At 57.4% G+C, this 17,153-nt stretch carries 19 protein-coding genes; 8 read left to right on the top strand and 11 right to left on the bottom strand.

Annotated elements, in window-relative coordinates; genetic code table 11:
• Positions 1–650: 650 nt before the first annotated feature.
• Positions 651–1,868 carry an alanine transaminase AlaA gene (alaA, locus tag AC6CWS_RS01130; RefSeq protein WP_004201748.1) on the top strand — a complete coding sequence of 406 codons (1,218 nt, stop codon included), beginning with the start codon at positions 651–653 and terminating at the stop codon, positions 1,866–1,868.
• Positions 1,869–1,949: 81 nt separating this feature from the next.
• Positions 1,950–2,549 carry a 5'-deoxynucleotidase gene (gene yfbR / locus AC6CWS_RS01125; RefSeq protein WP_080901562.1) on the top strand — a complete coding sequence of 200 codons (600 nt, stop codon included), beginning with the start codon at positions 1,950–1,952 and terminating at the stop codon, positions 2,547–2,549.
• Positions 2,550–2,594: 45 nt separating this feature from the next.
• Here yfbR and AC6CWS_RS01120 read toward each other — a convergent pair whose 3' ends face one another.
• The 4 genes from AC6CWS_RS01120 to yfbV form a co-directional block, all read right to left on the bottom strand.
• Entirely contained in the window at positions 2,595–4,427 is a 1,833-nt protein-coding gene (locus tag AC6CWS_RS01120; protein ID WP_044524269.1) for an SLC13 family permease, read from the bottom strand.
• A 76-nt stretch (positions 4,428–4,503) separates the two neighbouring features.
• On the bottom strand, positions 4,504–5,163 hold the full coding sequence (locus AC6CWS_RS01115) for a sugar phosphatase (protein WP_023290514.1): 660 nt from the start codon (positions 5,161–5,163) through the stop codon (positions 4,504–4,506).
• An 11-nt stretch (positions 5,164–5,174) separates the two neighbouring features.
• Positions 5,175–5,669, bottom strand: a complete 495-nt coding sequence (locus AC6CWS_RS01110; protein ID WP_023290515.1) for a YfbU family protein — start codon at positions 5,667–5,669, stop codon at positions 5,175–5,177.
• Between the two features lie 87 nt (positions 5,670–5,756).
• Positions 5,757–6,212, bottom strand: a complete 456-nt coding sequence (gene yfbV / locus AC6CWS_RS01105; RefSeq protein WP_002913194.1) for a terminus macrodomain insulation protein YfbV — start codon at positions 6,210–6,212, stop codon at positions 5,757–5,759.
• Between the two features lie 338 nt (positions 6,213–6,550).
• On the opposite strand from yfbV, the gene ackA reads away from it, so the two are divergent.
• Positions 6,551–7,753: an acetate kinase gene (ackA, locus tag AC6CWS_RS01100; protein WP_008803940.1), complete on the top strand. Its 1,203-nt coding sequence runs from the start codon at positions 6,551–6,553 to the stop codon at positions 7,751–7,753.
• Between the two features lie 199 nt (positions 7,754–7,952).
• The gene (gene pta, locus AC6CWS_RS01095) at positions 7,953–10,100 is read left to right on the top strand and encodes a phosphate acetyltransferase (protein ID WP_032453599.1); all 2,148 of its coding nucleotides are present in this window, start codon (positions 7,953–7,955) and stop codon (positions 10,098–10,100) included.
• 90 nt (positions 10,101–10,190) lie between these two features.
• Here the strand turns inward: pta and yfcD are convergent, their stop codons facing one another.
• From yfcD to yfcF, 3 genes are read right to left on the bottom strand one after another with little or no spacing between them, the layout of a single operon-like run.
• Positions 10,191–10,742, bottom strand: a complete 552-nt coding sequence (yfcD, locus tag AC6CWS_RS01090; protein ID WP_002913197.1) for an NUDIX hydrolase YfcD — start codon at positions 10,740–10,742, stop codon at positions 10,191–10,193.
• A gap of 57 nt (positions 10,743–10,799) precedes the next feature.
• Entirely contained in the window at positions 10,800–11,351 is a 552-nt protein-coding gene (gene yfcE / locus AC6CWS_RS01085; RefSeq protein ID WP_023290517.1) for a phosphodiesterase, read from the bottom strand.
• Positions 11,352–11,407: 56 nt separating this feature from the next.
• Positions 11,408–12,052, bottom strand: a complete 645-nt coding sequence (gene yfcF / locus AC6CWS_RS01080) for a glutathione transferase (protein ID WP_032453600.1) — start codon at positions 12,050–12,052, stop codon at positions 11,408–11,410.
• Between the two features lie 180 nt (positions 12,053–12,232).
• Between yfcF and yfcG the strand changes: the two genes are divergently transcribed.
• From yfcG to AC6CWS_RS01065, 3 genes are all read left to right on the top strand, one after another.
• Positions 12,233–12,862: a GSH-dependent disulfide bond oxidoreductase gene (gene yfcG / locus AC6CWS_RS01075; protein ID WP_023290519.1), complete on the top strand. Its 630-nt coding sequence runs from the start codon at positions 12,233–12,235 to the stop codon at positions 12,860–12,862.
• A gap of 65 nt (positions 12,863–12,927) precedes the next feature.
• On the top strand, positions 12,928–13,290 hold the full coding sequence (gene folX / locus AC6CWS_RS01070) for a dihydroneopterin triphosphate 2'-epimerase (protein ID WP_002913200.1): 363 nt from the start codon (positions 12,928–12,930) through the stop codon (positions 13,288–13,290).
• A gap of 18 nt (positions 13,291–13,308) precedes the next feature.
• Entirely contained in the window at positions 13,309–14,202 is an 894-nt protein-coding gene (locus AC6CWS_RS01065; RefSeq protein ID WP_109547085.1) for a TIGR01777 family oxidoreductase, read from the top strand.
• Here the strand turns inward: AC6CWS_RS01065 and AC6CWS_RS01060 are convergent.
• Positions 14,182–14,289: a hypothetical protein gene (locus AC6CWS_RS01060; protein ID WP_167878903.1), complete on the bottom strand. Its 108-nt coding sequence runs from the start codon at positions 14,287–14,289 to the stop codon at positions 14,182–14,184. The two genes, AC6CWS_RS01065 and AC6CWS_RS01060, sit on opposite strands and share 21 nt — an antisense overlap.
• Positions 14,290–14,417: 128 nt before the next feature.
• Between AC6CWS_RS01060 and AC6CWS_RS01055 the strand changes: the two genes are divergently transcribed.
• Entirely contained in the window at positions 14,418–14,945 is a 528-nt protein-coding gene (locus tag AC6CWS_RS01055; RefSeq protein ID WP_080901561.1) for a GNAT family N-acetyltransferase, read from the top strand.
• Between the two features lie 5 nt (positions 14,946–14,950).
• On the opposite strand, the gene hisP is transcribed toward AC6CWS_RS01055, so the two are convergent.
• From hisP to AC6CWS_RS01040, 3 genes are read right to left on the bottom strand one after another with little or no spacing between them, the layout of a single operon-like run.
• Entirely contained in the window at positions 14,951–15,724 is a 774-nt protein-coding gene (gene hisP, locus AC6CWS_RS01050) for a histidine ABC transporter ATP-binding protein HisP (RefSeq protein WP_002913206.1), read from the bottom strand.
• Positions 15,725–15,731: 7 nt separating this feature from the next.
• Positions 15,732–16,448, bottom strand: a complete 717-nt coding sequence (gene hisM / locus AC6CWS_RS01045) for a histidine ABC transporter permease HisM (protein ID WP_002913207.1) — start codon at positions 16,446–16,448, stop codon at positions 15,732–15,734.
• Positions 16,445–17,131 carry a histidine ABC transporter permease HisQ gene (locus tag AC6CWS_RS01040; protein WP_023290521.1) on the bottom strand — a complete coding sequence of 229 codons (687 nt, stop codon included), beginning with the start codon at positions 17,129–17,131 and terminating at the stop codon, positions 16,445–16,447. The genes hisM and AC6CWS_RS01040 overlap by 4 nt, the downstream gene beginning before the upstream one ends.
• Positions 17,132–17,153 lie beyond the last annotated feature (22 nt).

Here is a 17,153-nt window from a genome sequence, read left to right as displayed (position 1 = left end):
TACGTCGCCCCGGGAAATCGCACAGTGGTGGTGAGAAAGCCTCTCTTTCGCCGGACTTCTTTTTGGCGAAAAACGAACAATAAAATTCTGTAATAACAATATATTAGATACCAATTCAGCCGTAAATCATACCGACTACCACTGATATTAACGGCGATATTCTAACCGATTCCCATCCTTTTTATAAGCCTTAATAAGGATTAACTGAGTTAATTTTAAATTTTTTTCAACATTTTATATAAATTAACAAACCTCAGATTATTACCTGTCAAAAATAATAATAATGCGCTTGCGCACAGTTTTTTATTAAAATTACTTAACATCAAGATTACAAATCAACCGCTATTACATTAAGGATAGCGTTTTTTTGCGGCCATCCATTCTTCAGCCCCCCGTTTACCCGACAAACAAACCAGATAAATGATGGTAAAAAAGGCACTACCTCAACATAGACGACCGAAAAAATGCCATGAAAAGGCATAAACCACAGGAAAAATCAGCAAGCAGCAGATAAATCAATTACGCTTAAAATCCTGCGTTAGCAAAATCTTCTCCTGCAAAGCCTTCAAAACAGCGGGGAGGCGGAGTACATTGTTCCGTGCTGACTTCCACGGCAGGGAGTGGCGATAACAGCTAAAAGGTCAAGATTCATGTCCCCCATCGAAAAATCCAGCAAGTTAGAGAACGTCTGTTATGACATCCGCGGCCCGGTTCTGAAAGAAGCGAAACGTCTTGAAGAAGAAGGCAATAAGGTTCTGAAACTGAACATCGGCAACCCGGCGCCCTTCGGCTTCGAAGCCCCTGACGAGATCCTCGTCGACGTCATCCGCAATCTGCCTACCGCCCAGGGTTACTGCGATTCGAAAGGATTGTACTCGGCGCGTAAAGCCATCATGCAGCATTACCAGGCGCGGGGAATGCGCGATGTCACCGTGGAAGATATTTACATCGGCAACGGCGTGTCCGAACTGATTGTCCAGGCGATGCAGGCGCTGTTAAACAGCGGCGATGAGATGCTGGTACCCGCCCCGGACTACCCGCTGTGGACGGCGGCGGTGTCCCTTTCCAGCGGTAAAGCGGTGCACTATCTGTGTGACGAATCCTCTGACTGGTTCCCGGATCTTGACGATATCCGCGCTAAAATTACGCCTCGCACCCGCGGGATCGTGATCATCAACCCCAACAACCCCACCGGCGCGGTCTATTCCAAAGAGCTGCTGCAGGAGATCGTGGAGATCGCCCGCCAGCACAACCTGATTATTTTCGCCGATGAGATCTACGACAAGATCCTCTACGACGAAGCCCAGCATCACTCGATCGCCGCTCTGGCGCCCGATCTGCTGACGGTGACCTTCAACGGACTGTCGAAAACTTACCGCGTCGCCGGCTTCCGTCAGGGCTGGATGGTGCTGAATGGCCCGAAAAAACATGCGAAAGGCTATATCGAAGGACTGGAAATGCTGGCGTCGATGCGTCTGTGCGCCAACGTGCCGGCCCAGCATGCTATCCAGACGGCGCTGGGCGGCTACCAGAGTATCAGCGAATTCATCATTCCCGGCGGGCGTCTGTATGAACAACGCAACCGCGCCTGGGAGTTGATCAACGATATTCCGGGCGTCTCCTGCATGAAGCCAAAAGGCGCGCTGTACATGTTCCCGAAAATCGACGCCAAACGCTTCAATATTCACGATGACCAGAAAATGGTGCTCGATTTCCTGCTGCAGGAGAAAGTGCTGCTGGTGCAGGGTACTGCCTTTAACTGGCCGTGGCCGGATCACGTACGCATTGTGACCCTGCCTCGCGAAGACGACCTGGAGATGGCGATCTCCCGCTTTGGCCGCTTCCTCTCCGGCTACCATCAGCTGTAATCGTGCCGCCGCCGGCATTTGCATCCGGCGGCGATCCCTGCGCACAATGGAACCCGATGTTGTCACTGATTAAGGGTTCCTATGAGTCAGAGTCATTTCTTTGCCCACCTCTCCCGTCTGAAACTGATTAACCGCTGGCCGCTAATGCGCAACGTGCGCACTGAAAATGTCTCCGAGCACAGCCTGCAGGTGGCGATGGTCGCCCACGCGCTGGCGGCGATCAAAAACCGCAAATTCGGCGGCCAGGTCAACGCCGAGCGTATCGCCTTGTTAGCGATGTACCATGACGCCTCGGAGGTCTTAACTGGCGATCTCCCTACTCCGGTGAAATATTTCAATTCGCAGATTGCCCAGGAATATAAGGCGATTGAGAAAATCGCCCAGCAGAAGCTGGTGGATATGGTGCCTGACGAGCTGCGCGATATTTTCGAACCGCTGATTGACGAGCATCGCTACAGTGAGGAAGAGCAGTCGATCGTCAAACAGGCTGACGCCCTCTGCGCCTACCTGAAATGCCTCGAAGAGCTGTCGGCGGGCAACAACGAATTTCTGCTGGCCAAAGGCCGTCTGGAAAAAACGCTGGCGTCGCGGCGCAGCGCGGAGATGGATTACTTTATGCAGGTGTTTGTCCCGAGCTTCCAGCTGTCGCTGGATGAAATCAGCCAGGATTCGCCGCTGTAATTTTTCAGGCCGGGCAGCGGTCGCCCCCTACCCGGCCTGCATACCTTAAAACGGGAAGAGCACCGGGATCAGCAGGACGCAGACCACCATTACCAGCACGGTAAAGGGCACGCCAATCTTTACAAAGTCGCTGAAGGAATACTTACCCGGGCCAAGCACCAGGGTGTTGACCGGCGAGGAGACCGGGGTCATAAACGCCGCCGAAGCCGCCATCGCCACCACCATGGCAAAGGGATAGGGCGACACGCCCATCGACTTCGCCGCCGCTAAGGCAATAGGCGCCATCAGCACTGCGGTGGCCGTGTTAGAGATAAACAGGCCTATCGCCGCGCACATCACAAACAGGCAGCCGAGCATCAGATAAGGCCCCTCGCCTCCGGCAACGTCCATCAGTCCCTTGACCACCAGATCCACCCCACCGGTTTTCTGCAAGGCCAGGGCAAACGGCATCATCCCGACAATCAGAATAATGCTCGGCCAGTGGATCGCCTTGTAGGCGCTTTCGGCGTTGATGCAGCGGAATTTGCCCATCAGCAGACAGGCGATGATCGCGGCGATGGGGTTGGGGATTTCATCCGTCAGCATCAGGGCCACCATCAGCACCAGACAGAAAATCGCGTGCGGAGCCTGGCTGTGGGCCGGCGAAGCGTCATCGACCTCAACCGGCATATTGAGCACCACGAAATCCCGACCGCGCTTCGCCAGCAGGGCAATTTGCCGCCAGTTGCCGACCACCAGCAGGATATCGCCGAGCTGCAGCGGCTCATCGACCACGGAACCATCCATCGCTTTGCCATCGCGCTTCATGCCGACGATATTGAGACCAAACCGGGTGCGGAAGGCTATCTCACGCACCGTTTTGCCTATCATCTCTGAATCCGGGATCAGCGCCACCTCCGCCATCCCCACATCCAGCGCCTGATCGGCAAAATACTCGCCGCGCAGCACCATCGGCTCGAGCATTTGCTCGCCGCAGAACTGGCGCAGGTCGACATCGGAGGCGGACATATCGATCAGCAGGACGTCGCGGGCGCGAAATTCAGATACCCCGTTGACGTTAACAATCACCCGACGGAACCGCCGCCAGCGCTCAACGCCGATAACGTTGGCACAGTAGCGCTCACGCAGCTTTAAATCATCCAGCCGCTGACCGATCATCGGCGAACCGGGTCGGATCGCCAGTCGGCGGGCGCGGCCGGTGAGGTGATATTCGCGAATCAAATCGCGGAAGGTGCTTCTTTTTCGTCCATCGCGCGCGGATTCGCCATTATCCGTCTTCAGCATAAAGCGCACCGCCAGCATATAGACGATGCCCAGGATCAGCACCACCAGGCCAATCGGCGTGACGCTGAAAAAACTGAAGCCGTGCAGCCCTTCGCGCAGCAGTTCGCTGTTGACCACCAGGTTGGGCGGCGTCGCCACCAGGGTCATCATCCCGCTGATAAGCCCGGCGAAGCTCAGCGGCATCATCAGCCGCGAGGGGGAGGTATTCATCCGCGCCGAGACGCTAAGGACCACCGGAATGAAAATGGCGACCACGCCGGTGGAGCTCATAAACGCGCCCAGCCCGGCGACAGTGAGCATCAGGTAGATCAGCATTTTGGTTTCGCTGTTGCCTGCTACGCTCACCAGCCAGGCGCCCATCTTGGTGGCTACCCCGGTACGCACGAGGCCGTCGCCGATAATAAACAGGGCGGCAATCAGGATCACGTTAGGATCGCTGAACCCGGAAAAAGCTTCGGTCAGCGTCAGCGTGCCGCTGAGGACAAAGGCGACAATGACCATCAGGGCGATAGCATCCATGCGCACCTTGCCGGTAGCAAACAGCACAACCGCGATGGCCAGGAGGGATAAAACCCAAATCAATTCACCGTTCACAACGTTTCCTTGTCACAAGTGGGAGTCGACATAGTGGCATAAAAAAGCCCCGACGACGCGGGGCGAAATCATGGGTTTACGCTTTAAGACGCACATTCACCACGCCGTCGGCCTGGCGTTCAACCAGCAGATCTTCCAGGCTGCTCAGCACAAGGTCGGCTTCATCCAGACGGGGGGCATCGGCAGGCACCTTGACCGCGATGGTGCGACAGCCTGCCGTCAGCCCGGAGAGCAGCCCCGCCGGCGCATCTTCCACCACCGCGCACTCCCCGGCAGGCAGCCCCAACCGCTCGGCGCCCAGCAGATAGGCGTCCGGCGCCGGCTTGCCGTGCTTCACTTGCTCTGCGGTGACAAACACCTCCGGCATCGGCAGGCCCGCCGCGCGGTGACGCGCGTGCGCAACCGGAATCGAGCCGGAGGTGACAATCGCCCACGGGATCCCAGCCTCATTGAGCGAATTCAGCAGGGCTAACGCCCCCGGCAGGGCGACGATGCCTTCGATATCAGTGGCTTCCATCTGCTCGAGATAACGGAATTCGGCCTGGATATCCTCCTCGCTGCGACCCGGCATAAAATGGCGAATGGAGGTAATGGCCTGCTTGCCGTGAATAAAACTGAGAATTTCATCATGGTCGATGGCGAAACGATCCCCCCACTTGCACCATGAACGCTCCACCACCGGCAAGGAATCCACCAGCGTCCCGTCTAAATCGAACAGGAAACCTTTACACTGCACGGGCACCTCCCTCAGGCATTGATGATTTGGTTAATTTCGTTACTGCTCAGATGATACTGGCGCGGGCAGGCGTGCCAGACGCTCAGCATCCGCTGATATTTCTCCCACATCGGGGTCTGCGAGTTAAAGCCATGGGTGCCGGCGTCAAAGTGGCTGTAACGGCCTTCAACATTGACCATAAAGCGCACGTAGCCGAGAAAACGCGCTTCGGTGGCGGCATCAAAGCCGAGGAAGGTGACCCGACGCTCGTCGATACCCTCCGCGTCTTTCAGGTTGGTCCAGGAGACGTGTAGCGCGTGGTACATCTCCATGATGTCGATAACGGTACGGCAGGTTTCTTCCGTCAACTGGCCGAACTCGCGGTCCAGTTCACGCATCTGCAGCCCATACCCACGCTCAATGATGGTTTGCAGACGACGGTAGCGCTCCGCATTGTCCGGGTCTAGCATCGTCATCATTTTGTACTGATTGGATAAAATCAGACGCTGCGCATTGGTCATTTCCATGTTGTGACTCCTGTAGCACGGTAGGGCGTGAAATAAAGAAGGCGCATAAATCATGCGCCTTCTTTTATATGCGTTTTCCGTAGTGAATTACAAATCATCAAGGAAAGTTTTATCGAGTTGTTTGAAGGCGCGCTTAAGCGTGTCAGCCAGCGCCTGATAATCGGGCTTGCCTTCGACAGGCGCCAGCGCCTGCCCCGCCTCCTGCAGTTTGCCGCGTACTTCGTAGAACCAGTTAAGAATGGAAGGCGGCAGCGGCGTCACTGAACGTTTACCCAACCACCATAACCCCTGCATCGGCAGGCTCAATGCAAACAGCGCGGTGGCCACGGCGGGACCCAGCTGGCCGCCCAGCGCTATCTGCCAGCAAAGGGTGAAAATGGCGATCGGCGGCATGATGCGGATGGCGTAGCGGGTGGCACGAATGATGCGGTTTTCAATAAATACCGGCGCGAGGCGCTTGTCGAGAGGCCAGGTCTTGGCGTAGTGCTGCCCGCGGTTGAACAAGCTAAAGAAGCTAACGGGGCGTTTCTCAGGGGTCGACATGGCTTTACCTCAACTTTACATATAAAACTTAAAAAATTCGTGCAAAACACCAACTATGCATGACATCGTTCAAAAGATTTTGGCAAAGGATGCCGCAATCAGGTATCCTGTGCCCGCCTGAAAGGGCGGATAGACTCTTTTGCCAGGCTAGTCAAATTATCGCATATTCTGCCATTGGCTGAAAATTATGCAAAATGGCATAAAATCAAATGTACTTATCTCATCGTGCCTGAAAACAGAACAAGGCATGATGTTAATCATAAATGTCGAGGTCATCCTGCGCTACGCTAATGACACACTGACGTTTTTTTAGCCACGTATCATAAAAAGGTACTTCCATGTCGAGTAAGTTAGTACTGGTTCTGAACTGCGGTAGCTCCTCTCTGAAATTTGCTATCCTTGACGCCGTGAACGGCGACGAATACCTGTCCGGTTTAGCGGAATGCTTCCACCTGCCGGAAGCCCGTATCAAATGGAAAATTGACGGCGGCAAACAAGAAGCCGAATTAGGCGCGGGCGCCGCGCACAGCGAAGCACTGAACTTTATCGTTAACACTATTCTGGCACAAAAACCAGAACTGTCTGCTCAGCTGACCGCAATCGGCCACCGTATCGTCCACGGCGGCGAAAAATACACCAGCTCCGTAGTCATCGACGAGTCCGTGATTCAGGGCATTAAAGACGCCGCGTCCTTCGCCCCGCTGCACAACCCGGCACACCTGATCGGCATCGCTGAAGCGCTGAAATCCTTCCCGCACCTGAAAGACAAAAACGTGGCAGTATTCGATACGGCGTTCCACCAGACCATGCCGGAAGAATCCTATCTCTACGCCCTGCCGTACAGCCTGTACAAAGAGCACGGCGTTCGTCGTTACGGCGCGCACGGCACCAGCCACTTCTACGTGACTCAGGAAGCCGCTAAGATCCTGAACAAGCCGGTTGAAGAGCTGAACATCATCACCTGCCACCTCGGCAACGGTGGTTCGGTTTCCGCTATTCGTAACGGCAAATGCGTTGACACCTCCATGGGTCTGACCCCGCTGGAAGGCCTGGTGATGGGTACCCGCTCCGGCGATATCGATCCGGCCATCATCTTCCATCTGCACGACACCCTGGGCATGAGCGTTGACGCCATCAACAAAATGCTGACCAAAGAGTCCGGCCTGCTGGGCCTGACCGAAGTCACCAGCGACTGCCGCTACGTGGAAGACAACTACCAGGAAAAAGCCGACGCTAAACGCGCGATGGACGTCTACTGCCACCGCCTGGCGAAATACATCGGCTCCTACACTGCGCTGATGGACGGCCGTCTCGACGCCGTGATCTTCACCGGTGGCATCGGTGAAAACGCCGCGATGGTGCGTGAGCTGTCGCTGGGCAAACTGGGCGTACTGGGCTTTGAAGTTGACCATGAGCGTAACCTGGCTGCCCGCTTCGGCAAGTCTGGCTTCATCAACAAAGAAGGCACCCGTCCTGCAGTGGTTATCCCGACCAACGAAGAGCTGGTCATCGCGCAAGACGCCAGCCGTCTGACCGCATAATTCCACACCGCCAGCCCTGACCCGCAATACTTCGAGCTGCAGGAAGGCGGCGACACAGCAGATCCCCGGCGCGTACAGCGCGTACGCGACCGGGGTGAGCAAGTAGAGCCAACGCACGTGCAACGTGGAGTATGACGGGTCGCTGGTGGTGCTGTTTTGTATCCCGCCTGATACTGGCGGTAACGAAAGAGGATATACCGTGTCCCGTACTATCATGTTAATTCCTACCGGTACCAGCGTAGGCCTGACCAGCGTCAGCCTCGGTGTGATCCGCGCTATGGAACGCAAAGGCGTTCGTCTGAGCGTCTTTAAACCTATCGCCCAGCCGCGCTCCGGCGGCGATGCCCCGGACCAGACCACCACCATCGTTCGCGCCAGCTCCTCCACCACCACCGCTGCTGAACCGCTGAAGATGAACCACGTTGAGTCTCTGCTCTCCAGCAATCAGAAAGATGTGCTGATGGAAGAGATCATCGCCAACTACCACGCGAACACTCAGGACGCGGAAGTGGTACTGGTGGAAGGCCTGGTGCCGACCCGTAAGCATCAGTTCGCCCAGGCGCTGAACTTTGAAATCGCCAAAACCCTGAACGCGGAAATCGTCTTCGTGATGTCGCAGGGCACCGATACGCCAGAACAGCTGAACGAGCGTATTGAACTGACCCGCAACAGCTTTGGCGGCGCGAAAAATACCAGCATCACCGGCGTTATCATCAACAAACTGAATGCGCCGGTCGACGAGCAGGGCCGTACCCGTCCTGACCTGTCAGAAATCTTCGACGACTCATCCAAAGCGAAAGTCGTGAAGATCGACCCGGCTCAGCTGCAAAACGGCAGCGCGCTGCCGGTGCTGGGCGCCGTACCGTGGAGCTTCGATCTGATCGCCACCCGCGCGATCGACATGGCCCATCACCTGAATGCGACCATCATCAACGAAGGCGACATCAACACCCGCCGCGTCAAATCCGTGACCTTCTGCGCGCGCAGCATCCCGCACATGCTGGAGCACTTCCGCGCGGGCTCGCTGCTGGTTACCTCTGCAGATCGTCCTGACGTGCTGGTTGCCGCCTGCCTGGCAGCGATGAACGGCGTGGAAATCGGCGCCATCCTGCTGACCGGCGGCTATGAAATGGACGCGCGCATCAGCAAGCTGTGCGAACGCGCCTTCGCCACCGGCCTGCCGGTATTCATGGTCAACACCAACACCTGGCAGACCTCCCTGAGCCTGCAGAGCTTCAACCTCGAAGTACCGGTTGACGATCACGAGCGCATTGAGAAAGTTCAGGAATACGTCGCCAACTACATCAACGCCGACTGGATCGAATCGCTGACCGCGACCTCTGAGCGCAGCCGTCGTCTCTCCCCGCCAGCCTTCCGCTACCAGCTGACCGAGCTGGCGCGCAAAGCCGGCAAACGCGTGGTTCTGCCGGAAGGCGACGAGCCGCGTACCGTGAAAGCCGCCGCTATCTGCGCCGAACGCGGGATCGCCACCTGTGTGCTGCTGGGTAACCCGGATGAGATCAACCGCGTTGCGGCAGCGCAGGGCGTTGAGCTGGGCGCCGGTATCGAAATCGTCGACCCGGAAGTGGTACGCGAAAGCTACGTGGCTCGCCTGGTCGAACTGCGTAAGAGCAAGGGCATGACCGAAGCGGTCGCCCGCGAGCAGCTGGAAGATAACGTGGTTCTCGGCACCCTGATGCTGGAACAAGACGAAGTCGACGGCCTGGTGTCCGGCGCGGTACACACCACCGCCAACACCATTCGTCCGCCGCTGCAGCTGATCAAAACCGCACCGGGCAGCTCGCTGGTCTCTTCGGTGTTCTTCATGCTGCTGCCGGAACAGGTTTACGTTTACGGCGACTGCGCGATCAACCCGGATCCGACCGCAGAGCAGCTGGCGGAAATCGCGATTCAGTCCGCTGACTCCGCGATTGCCTTCGGCATCGAACCGCGCGTGGCGATGCTCTCCTACTCCACCGGTACTTCCGGCGCGGGTAGCGATGTAGAAAAAGTCCGCGAAGCGACCCGCCTGGCGCAGGAAAAACGTCCTGACCTGATGATCGACGGTCCGCTGCAGTATGACGCCGCGGTGATGGCTGACGTCGCGAAATCCAAAGCGCCGAACTCGCCGGTAGCTGGCCGCGCGACCGTGTTCATCTTCCCGGATCTGAACACCGGTAACACCACTTACAAAGCGGTACAGCGCTCTGCCGACCTGATCTCCATCGGGCCGATGCTGCAGGGTATGCGCAAGCCGGTCAACGATCTGTCTCGTGGCGCGCTGGTAGACGATATCGTCTACACCATCGCACTGACCGCGATCCAGTCAGCACAGCAGCAGAAGTAATCGCTCGCTGAGAGAAAAACAAAAGGCAGCCAGATGGCTGCCTTTTTTTGTCAGGAGGCGAACAGCGTTTGCTGCCACGCGTTCGCGCGATTATTCGCGCTCGCTCTCTTCCGCGTCATCATACTCGTTACCGGCGTTGCGGGTCATCCACAGCGCCAGCGCTTTCAGGGAGTCGGGCGTGAACTCATCGCAGCGGGCGGTGATCTCTTCCGGCGTTAACCAGCACACCTCGCTTACCTCTTCTTCCTGCAGGGCAAACGGCCCGTGGGAAACGCAGCTGAACAGGCTTCCCCAGACGCGGCAGAATTTATCTTCGTAGTAGAACTGGCCGTGATCGGCAAACGGCACCCCGGCGATGCCTAACTCCTCTTCCGCCTCGCGGCGGGCCGACTCCAGCAATTGCTCATCAGCCTGCACGACGCCGCCGGCGGTGGCATCCAGCATGCCCGGATGAAAGTCTTTTGTCTCGGTGCGTCGCTGCACCAGAATTTTCCCCATTCCGTCGTGAACGACGATATAGGTCGCCCGGTGGCGCAGGCACTGCGCGCGCATCTGCTCGCGGCTGGACTGTGCTATCACCTCATTGTTTTCATTAACAATATCGACCCATTCTGTGCTTGCCAAATGATTCTGTTCCGCCATCAGGAAACCTTACTTTAAAAGCGCTCTTGCGGCGCGTCTTTATGATTGAGGGCTAAATTACGGGTAAATTGCGACCTCTGCAATAACCTGATTATCATTGAGTGCTAAAACCTGCAGACGCCCCTCATCCAGTAGCCCATAGCTGGCGGAATATCCCCCTTTCGGGATACTCACTGAGCCAGGATTAAACAGAGAGATCGCCCCGCGTTTTTCAGCAACCGGAATATGAGTATGGCCATACGCCAGGACATCGCCAGCGGCAAGTGGCGGCAAATTGTCCGGGCTATACAGATGACCGTGGGTCAGAAACAGGCGATAGCCTTCGCCAAGCACCTGCTGCCAGGGTGCGGTCATGGGAAAACGAAGCAGCATTTGATCCACTTCGCTGTCGCAGTTACCGCGGACGGCAATGATGCGCTCCGCCACGCTGTTCAGCCGCTCGGCCACCTCCGCCGGCGCATAGCCCTCCGGCAACGCGTTGCGCGGTCCGTGATTAAGCACATCGCCGAGGATGATCAGCCACCTGGCGCCACTTTGCGCGAACCGTTCAAGCACGCGTTCCGTGGCGGGCAGCGAACCATGAATATCGGAGGCAAACATCAGCTTCATAGGTTCCATCTCCACTGGTTACGATGCCTCTATGATAGCGGAAGCGCAGCGGGTTATCAGCCTCCGCGTTTGGCGGAAAGCGCCACGTAACGCTGGATTGAGGCCCGCTGCCACTGGAACGCCGCATAATCCGCCAGCGCCTCCGGCACCTCATCGCCATTGAGAACCAGACGATTGAGCATCAGCGCCAGGTCGGCGTCGGCTATAGACCATTCGCCGAATAAATTTTGCCCGCCGTGGGCCAGCAGCGTGGTCGCGGTGGCAAACAGTTTTTCCGCCGACCGCTTGCCTGCCTCGCTGAGCGCCGGCATTTTCACTCCGCCAAACACCACGGCGGTGGATCGCTCTTCACGAATGGGCACCAGATCGCTGCGCAGCCAGGCCTGGATCTGCCGGGCGCGGGCCCGCTTTTGCAGATCGTGTGGATAAAGGCGCTCCCACTCAGGCGGCGCGAAACGTTCATCCAGATATTCGGTAATCGCCGAAGACTCGCTCAGCGCGAAATCGTCAACCTCAAGCAGCGGTACGCGACGGGTGGCGGCATAGCCCGTCCAGCCGGCCTGCAGATGTTCGCCGCGGTTCAGGTCGATGGTTTTAAGGCTAAAAGGCAGGCTCTTTTCCTGCAGCGCGACATAGACAGACATCACGTACGGTGAGAAAAAATCGGCATCGGACCACAGGGTAATCACAGGCTGGCTCATAGCTTCCTCAGGGTTGGTAGACAGGGCAATAAACCAACATAGCCTGTCTTACAGGCGATGTCACTGCTCGCCCGCTGCGTGGCTGGCGACAGACCGACGCGCCGCTCGCGGATTTTCTCCCGGGTCGCGCAGCTTCACCTATACTCGATCAGTTTGCGACCCACGACGGCGGGAAATATTATGATCGATCTCTACTATGCGCCCACCCCAAACGGCCACAAAATCACCCTCTTTCTCGAAGAGGCGCAGCTGGCCTATCGGCTAATCCGGGTCGATATCGGTAAAGGGGAGCAGTTTCATCCGCAGTTTCTGGCGATTTCGCCGAATAACAAAATTCCGGCTATCGTCGACCACATGCCTGCCGACGGCGGCGCGCCGTTGAGCGTCTTTGAGTCTGGCGCCATTCTGCTCTATCTGGCGGAAAAAAGCGGCAAGCTGCTGAGCGGGGAGCTGCGGGCGCGCTATACCACCCTACAGTGGCTGTTCTGGCAGGTCGGCGGCCTGGGACCGATGCTGGGGCAAAATCAGCATTTTTCCCACTCAGCGCCGCAAACCGTGCCCTACGCGATTGAGCGTTTTCAGGTGGAAACCCAGCGACTCTACGGGGTACTGAATCACCGCCTGGGATCCAGCCCGTGGCTGGGCGGGGACCACTACAGCATCGCCGACATCGCCGCCTGGCCCTGGGTGAACTGCCATGTTCGCCAGCGGATCGATCTGGCGAACTATCCGGCGGTGCATAACTGGTATGAGCGCATTAAGCAGCGGCCGGCGACAGTGGAAGCGATGCTAAAAATTCAGTCTTATTAACCCCCTGCTCGCCCGTCGCGCTTTGTTGTATGATTGCAGGACTTACACCACGGAGGAAGCCTGCAATGTCTCAACCAGACGCCATTATTCGTATTAAGAACCTGCGCCTGCGTACTTTTATTGGTATTAAAGAGGAAGAGATCGCCAACCGCCAGGACGTGGTGGTGAATGTGGCCATTCACTACCCTGCCGATAAAGCGCGCGACAGCGAAGACATTAATGATGCGTTGAACTACCGCACCATTACCAAACGCATCATCAGCCATCTTGAGAATGGTCGTTTTTCACTGCTGGAAAAATTAACTCAGGATGTGCTGAATATCGCATGCGAACATCACTGGGTCACATATGCTGAAGTGGAGATCGATAAACTTCACGCGCTGCGCTATGCCGACTCGGTATCCATGACCATGAGCTGGCGGCGCTAACCATGTCAGGGAGGTGGTATGAAGATCCTGCTTACTGGTGGTACCGGCCTGATTGGCCGACATCTGATACCCAGATTGCTGGAGCTCGGGCATAGCGTCACGGTCTCCACCCGACATCCGGATACCGCCCGCGCCCGTCTCGATCCGCGCGTCACGCTGTGGCGCGATTTCGAGGGCCATCACCACCTCAATGACATCGATGCCGTCATCAATCTGGCGGGCGAGCCCATCGCCGATAAACGCTGGACCGCCGAACAGAAACAGCGCTTATGCCATAGTCGCTGGGATCTCACTCAGCGGTTGGTGGGCCTGATCCACGCCAGCGACCCCCCTCCCTCCGTGCTGATCAGCGGGTCAGCTACCGGCTATTACGGCGACCTCGGCGAAGTGGTGGTGACCGAAGAAGAGCCGCCGCACAATGAGTTTACCCATAAGCTCTGCGCCCGCTGGGAGCAAATTGCCTGCGAAGCGCAAAGCGAGCGCACTCGCGTCTGTCTGCTGCGCACCGGCGTGGTACTGGCGCCGCGGGGCGGTATTCTCGGCAAAATGACCCCAGCCTTTAAGCTCGGCCTCGGCGGGCCTATCGGCAGCGGCAGACAGTACCTGGCCTGGATCCATATCGACGATATGGTTAACGGCATTCTGTGGCTGCTGGATAACGATCTGCGCGGCCCGTTCAATATGGTTTCGCCCTATCCCGTGCATAACGAGCAGTTCGCCCACGCGCTGGGTCATGCGCTCAATCGACCGGCGATTTTCCGCGTCCCCGCCGCCGCCATCCGCCTGCTGATGGGCGAATCCGCCGTCCTGGTGCTCGGCGGTCAGCGCGCGCTGCCTAAGCGGCTGGAAGCCGCCGGCTTCGCCTTCCGCTGGTACGATCTCGACGAAGCGCTAAAGGATGTGCTGAGTTAATGGCTGACACGGGGGGGCATTGGCTCCCCTGATTCCATTCTGCTGGCTAATGCCCCACGCCTGGATGTTCTCAGCCTGGCGCTGCAGTGTCGCCCTATCCCGGACAACCCGCGCCCTGAAGCGCCTGAGTTCATCGCCAGCGGGCCGGTTCGCCGGTGTTAACAGGCGGAGTAAAGTGCTAAGGTAGGCCTTTGCTTCTTTGTATTGACTGCTTTATGACGACCATCACCACGCCTCGCCTTTCGCTTACCCGCTTTGTTACCGATGACTGGCCCTTTTTTCTGCGCCTGCGCCAGGATCCGCAGGTGATGCGTTTTATGGGCGAAATGTTAAGCGAGGAGGCGTTGCGCAGCGTGTTCGCCAGTCGCTGCGCCGATCCCGGCGTGTATGTTCTGCGTAATCAGCGCGGCGATGCGCTGGGCGATATTGGGCTTCGCATCAGCCCTAAAAATCCGCACGAGGCCGACGTCGGCTATGCGCTGCTGCCCGAGGCTCAGGGAAAAGGGTATGCCAGCGAAGCGCTGCGGGCGATCTGCGATTATGGTTTCAGCACGCTGGGGGTGCTGGCTATCAATGCCTGGGTTTTGGCAGAGAATCGTGGCTCATCGCGCCTGCTGGAGAAGCAGGGCTTTGTACGCACGCAGGTGCTGGAGAAAGCCTATCATCTGAACGGCGTCGATTACGATGACTGGATCTACCGGCTGGAGCGTGGATCCCACCCGGCGCCCGCGGACGCCGGGTGAGCCGTTTATTTCAGCGAACCTTTCAGAAACTGCTGCAGGCGCGGGCTTTTCGGCGCGCCGAACAGCGCGTCCGGATGCCCTTCTTCTTCAATTTTTCCCTGATGCAGGAAAATGACATGCGAAGAGACGTGGCGGGCAAAGCCCATTTCGTGGGTCACCACCACCATGGTTTTCCCCTCTTCCGCCAGCTGCTGCATAATGCGTAACACTTCGCCCACCAGCTCCGGATCCAGCGCGGAGGTCGGCTCATCAAACAGCAGCACCTCCGGCTCCATCGCCAGCGCGCGGGCAATAGAGACACGCTGCTGCTGGCCGCCGGAAAGATGCACCGGGTATTTCGCCTGCTGACGTTCGTCTATCCCGACCTTGGCCAGGTATTTTACCGCCCGTTCGCGCGCTTCCTGTTTGCTTAAGCCCAGCACCTGAATCGGCGCCTCCATGACGTTCTCCAGCACCGTCATATGGCTCCACAGATTGAAATGCTGAAACACCATGGTCAACCGGGTGCGCAGCAGGCGCAGCTGGTTCTTGTCGGCTACCTTCAGCTGGCCGTCTTTATCCCGTACCAGGCCAATATTCTGGCCGCTGACGACGATCGTGCCTTCGCTCGGTTTTTCAAGGAAGTTAATACAACGCAAAAAGGTACTTTTCCCGGAGCCCGATGAACCGATGATACTGATAACGTCCCCGGCTTTCGCCTGCAGCGAGACGCCCTTCAGCACCTCGTGTTCCCCATAGCGTTTATGCAGATCGATAACGTTTAATTTATTGTCGGACATGGCGTTCTCAATGCGTTGAAGAAGGTTTGATATGCTGCAACCAGCGCTTTTCCGCTTTGCGGAACAAGCTAATCAGCACATACGAGATAATTAAATAGAGCACCGCGGCGATGCCGAAGGCGGTGAACGGTTGATAGGTGGCCGAGTTGATATCGCGGGCGATTTTCAGCAGATCCGGCACCGTGGCGGTAAACGCCAGCGCCGTTGAGTGCAGCATCAGGATCACTTCGTTACTGTAGGCCGGCAGCGCAATCCGCAGCGCGGAAGGCAGGATGATGCAGCGGTACAGTTTGACCGAAGAGAAGCCGTAGGCCCGCGCCGCTTCAATTTCGCCCGCCGGTACCGAGCGGATCGCGCCGGCGAAAATTTCGGTGGTATAGGCGCAGGTGTTCAGGGTCAGCGCCAGCACCGTACAGTTTAACCCGCTGCGGAAAAAGGCGTTCAGCAGTTCAGTGCCTTTGACGATTTCCAGGGTGTACATGCCGGAGTAAAAGACCAATAGCTGCACGTACAGCGGCGTGCCGCGAAATATGTAAGTAAACAGCCAGATGGGAAACTGGATGAACTTATTGCTCGAAACGCGGCCGATTGCCAGAAAGACCGCCAGGATGCCCCCCATGACCACCGAAGAGATCAGCAACCATAAGGTAATCGCCACGCCGGTAAAGCGATACCCGTCGGTCCACAGCAGTGATTTCCAGTACTCCTGAATAATTTCAATCACAGGTCAGCCCTCTTCACGCCAACGGTATAGCGGCGTTCGAGCAGCAGCAGTACGCCATTAGACAGGGTGGTAAACACCAGATAAATCAGACCGCAGACGATGGCGAAGTAGAACGGCTGCCAGGTGCTTTTGCCCGCCAGCTGCGTGGCTTTGACCACATCCTCCAGCCCCAGCAGCGAGACCAGCGCCGTCGCCTTGAGGATAACCTGCCAGTTGTTGCCGATCCCCGGCAGCGCGTAGCGCATCATCGCCGGGAACAGGATGCGCCGGAACGTCTGCCCGCCGCTGAAGCCAAAGGCGGTGGCCGCTTCGATATGCCCCTTCGGCACCGCCAGGTAGGCGCCGCGGAAGGTTTCCGTAAAATAGGCGCCATAGATAAAGCCAAGGGTAATTATCCCGGCGATCATCGGGTCAATATCAAACTGCGACATGCCCAACGCGTCGGTGACGCTGTTGAGCGCAATTTGCAGGCCGTAGAAAATCAACAGCATCAGCACCAGGTCGGGGACGCCGCGGATCAGTGTGGTATAGCCTTCAAACACCAGCGCCAGAGGACGGTTGCTCGATAGCTTTGCGCCCGCGCCCGCCAGCCCGATCAGGACGGCGAGAACGACCGAGCTGAGCGCAAGCTCCAGGGTGACGAGCGCACCCTGCAAAATAACCTGTGAAAACCCATACAGCATGCTGCCTACCCTGTCTGTCATC

Source organism: Klebsiella sp. M041 (assembly GCF_059759695.1).
Note: the sequence above shows the minus strand (reverse complement) of the source record. Positions and strands in the feature narration are given on the sequence as shown.

Coding starts and splice junctions, on each gene's coding strand:
- yfcE (WP_023290517.1), bottom strand. CDS start 11,351: ATGAAGCTGATGTTTGCCTCCGATATTCATGGTTCGCTGCCCGCCACG.
- yfbR (WP_080901562.1), top strand. CDS start 1,950: ATGAGTCAGAGTCATTTCTTTGCCCACCTCTCCCGTCTGAAACTGATT.
- yfcG (WP_023290519.1), top strand. CDS start 12,233: ATGATCGATCTCTACTATGCGCCCACCCCAAACGGCCACAAAATCACC.
- yfcF (WP_032453600.1), bottom strand. CDS start 12,052: ATGAGCCAGCCTGTGATTACCCTGTGGTCCGATGCCGATTTTTTCTCA.
- AC6CWS_RS01040 (WP_023290521.1), bottom strand. CDS start 17,131: ATGCTGTATGGGTTTTCACAGGTTATTTTGCAGGGTGCGCTCGTCACC.
- yfbV (WP_002913194.1), bottom strand. CDS start 6,212: ATGTCGACCCCTGAGAAACGCCCCGTTAGCTTCTTTAGCTTGTTCAAC.
- ackA (WP_008803940.1), top strand. CDS start 6,551: ATGTCGAGTAAGTTAGTACTGGTTCTGAACTGCGGTAGCTCCTCTCTG.
- yfcD (WP_002913197.1), bottom strand. CDS start 10,742: ATGGCGGAACAGAATCATTTGGCAAGCACAGAATGGGTCGATATTGTT.
- alaA (WP_004201748.1), top strand. CDS start 651: ATGTCCCCCATCGAAAAATCCAGCAAGTTAGAGAACGTCTGTTATGAC.
- AC6CWS_RS01055 (WP_080901561.1), top strand. CDS start 14,418: ATGACGACCATCACCACGCCTCGCCTTTCGCTTACCCGCTTTGTTACC.
- AC6CWS_RS01065 (WP_109547085.1), top strand. CDS start 13,309: ATGAAGATCCTGCTTACTGGTGGTACCGGCCTGATTGGCCGACATCTG.
- hisP (WP_002913206.1), bottom strand. CDS start 15,724: ATGTCCGACAATAAATTAAACGTTATCGATCTGCATAAACGCTATGGG.
- folX (WP_002913200.1), top strand. CDS start 12,928: ATGTCTCAACCAGACGCCATTATTCGTATTAAGAACCTGCGCCTGCGT.
- AC6CWS_RS01110 (WP_023290515.1), bottom strand. CDS start 5,669: ATGGAAATGACCAATGCGCAGCGTCTGATTTTATCCAATCAGTACAAA.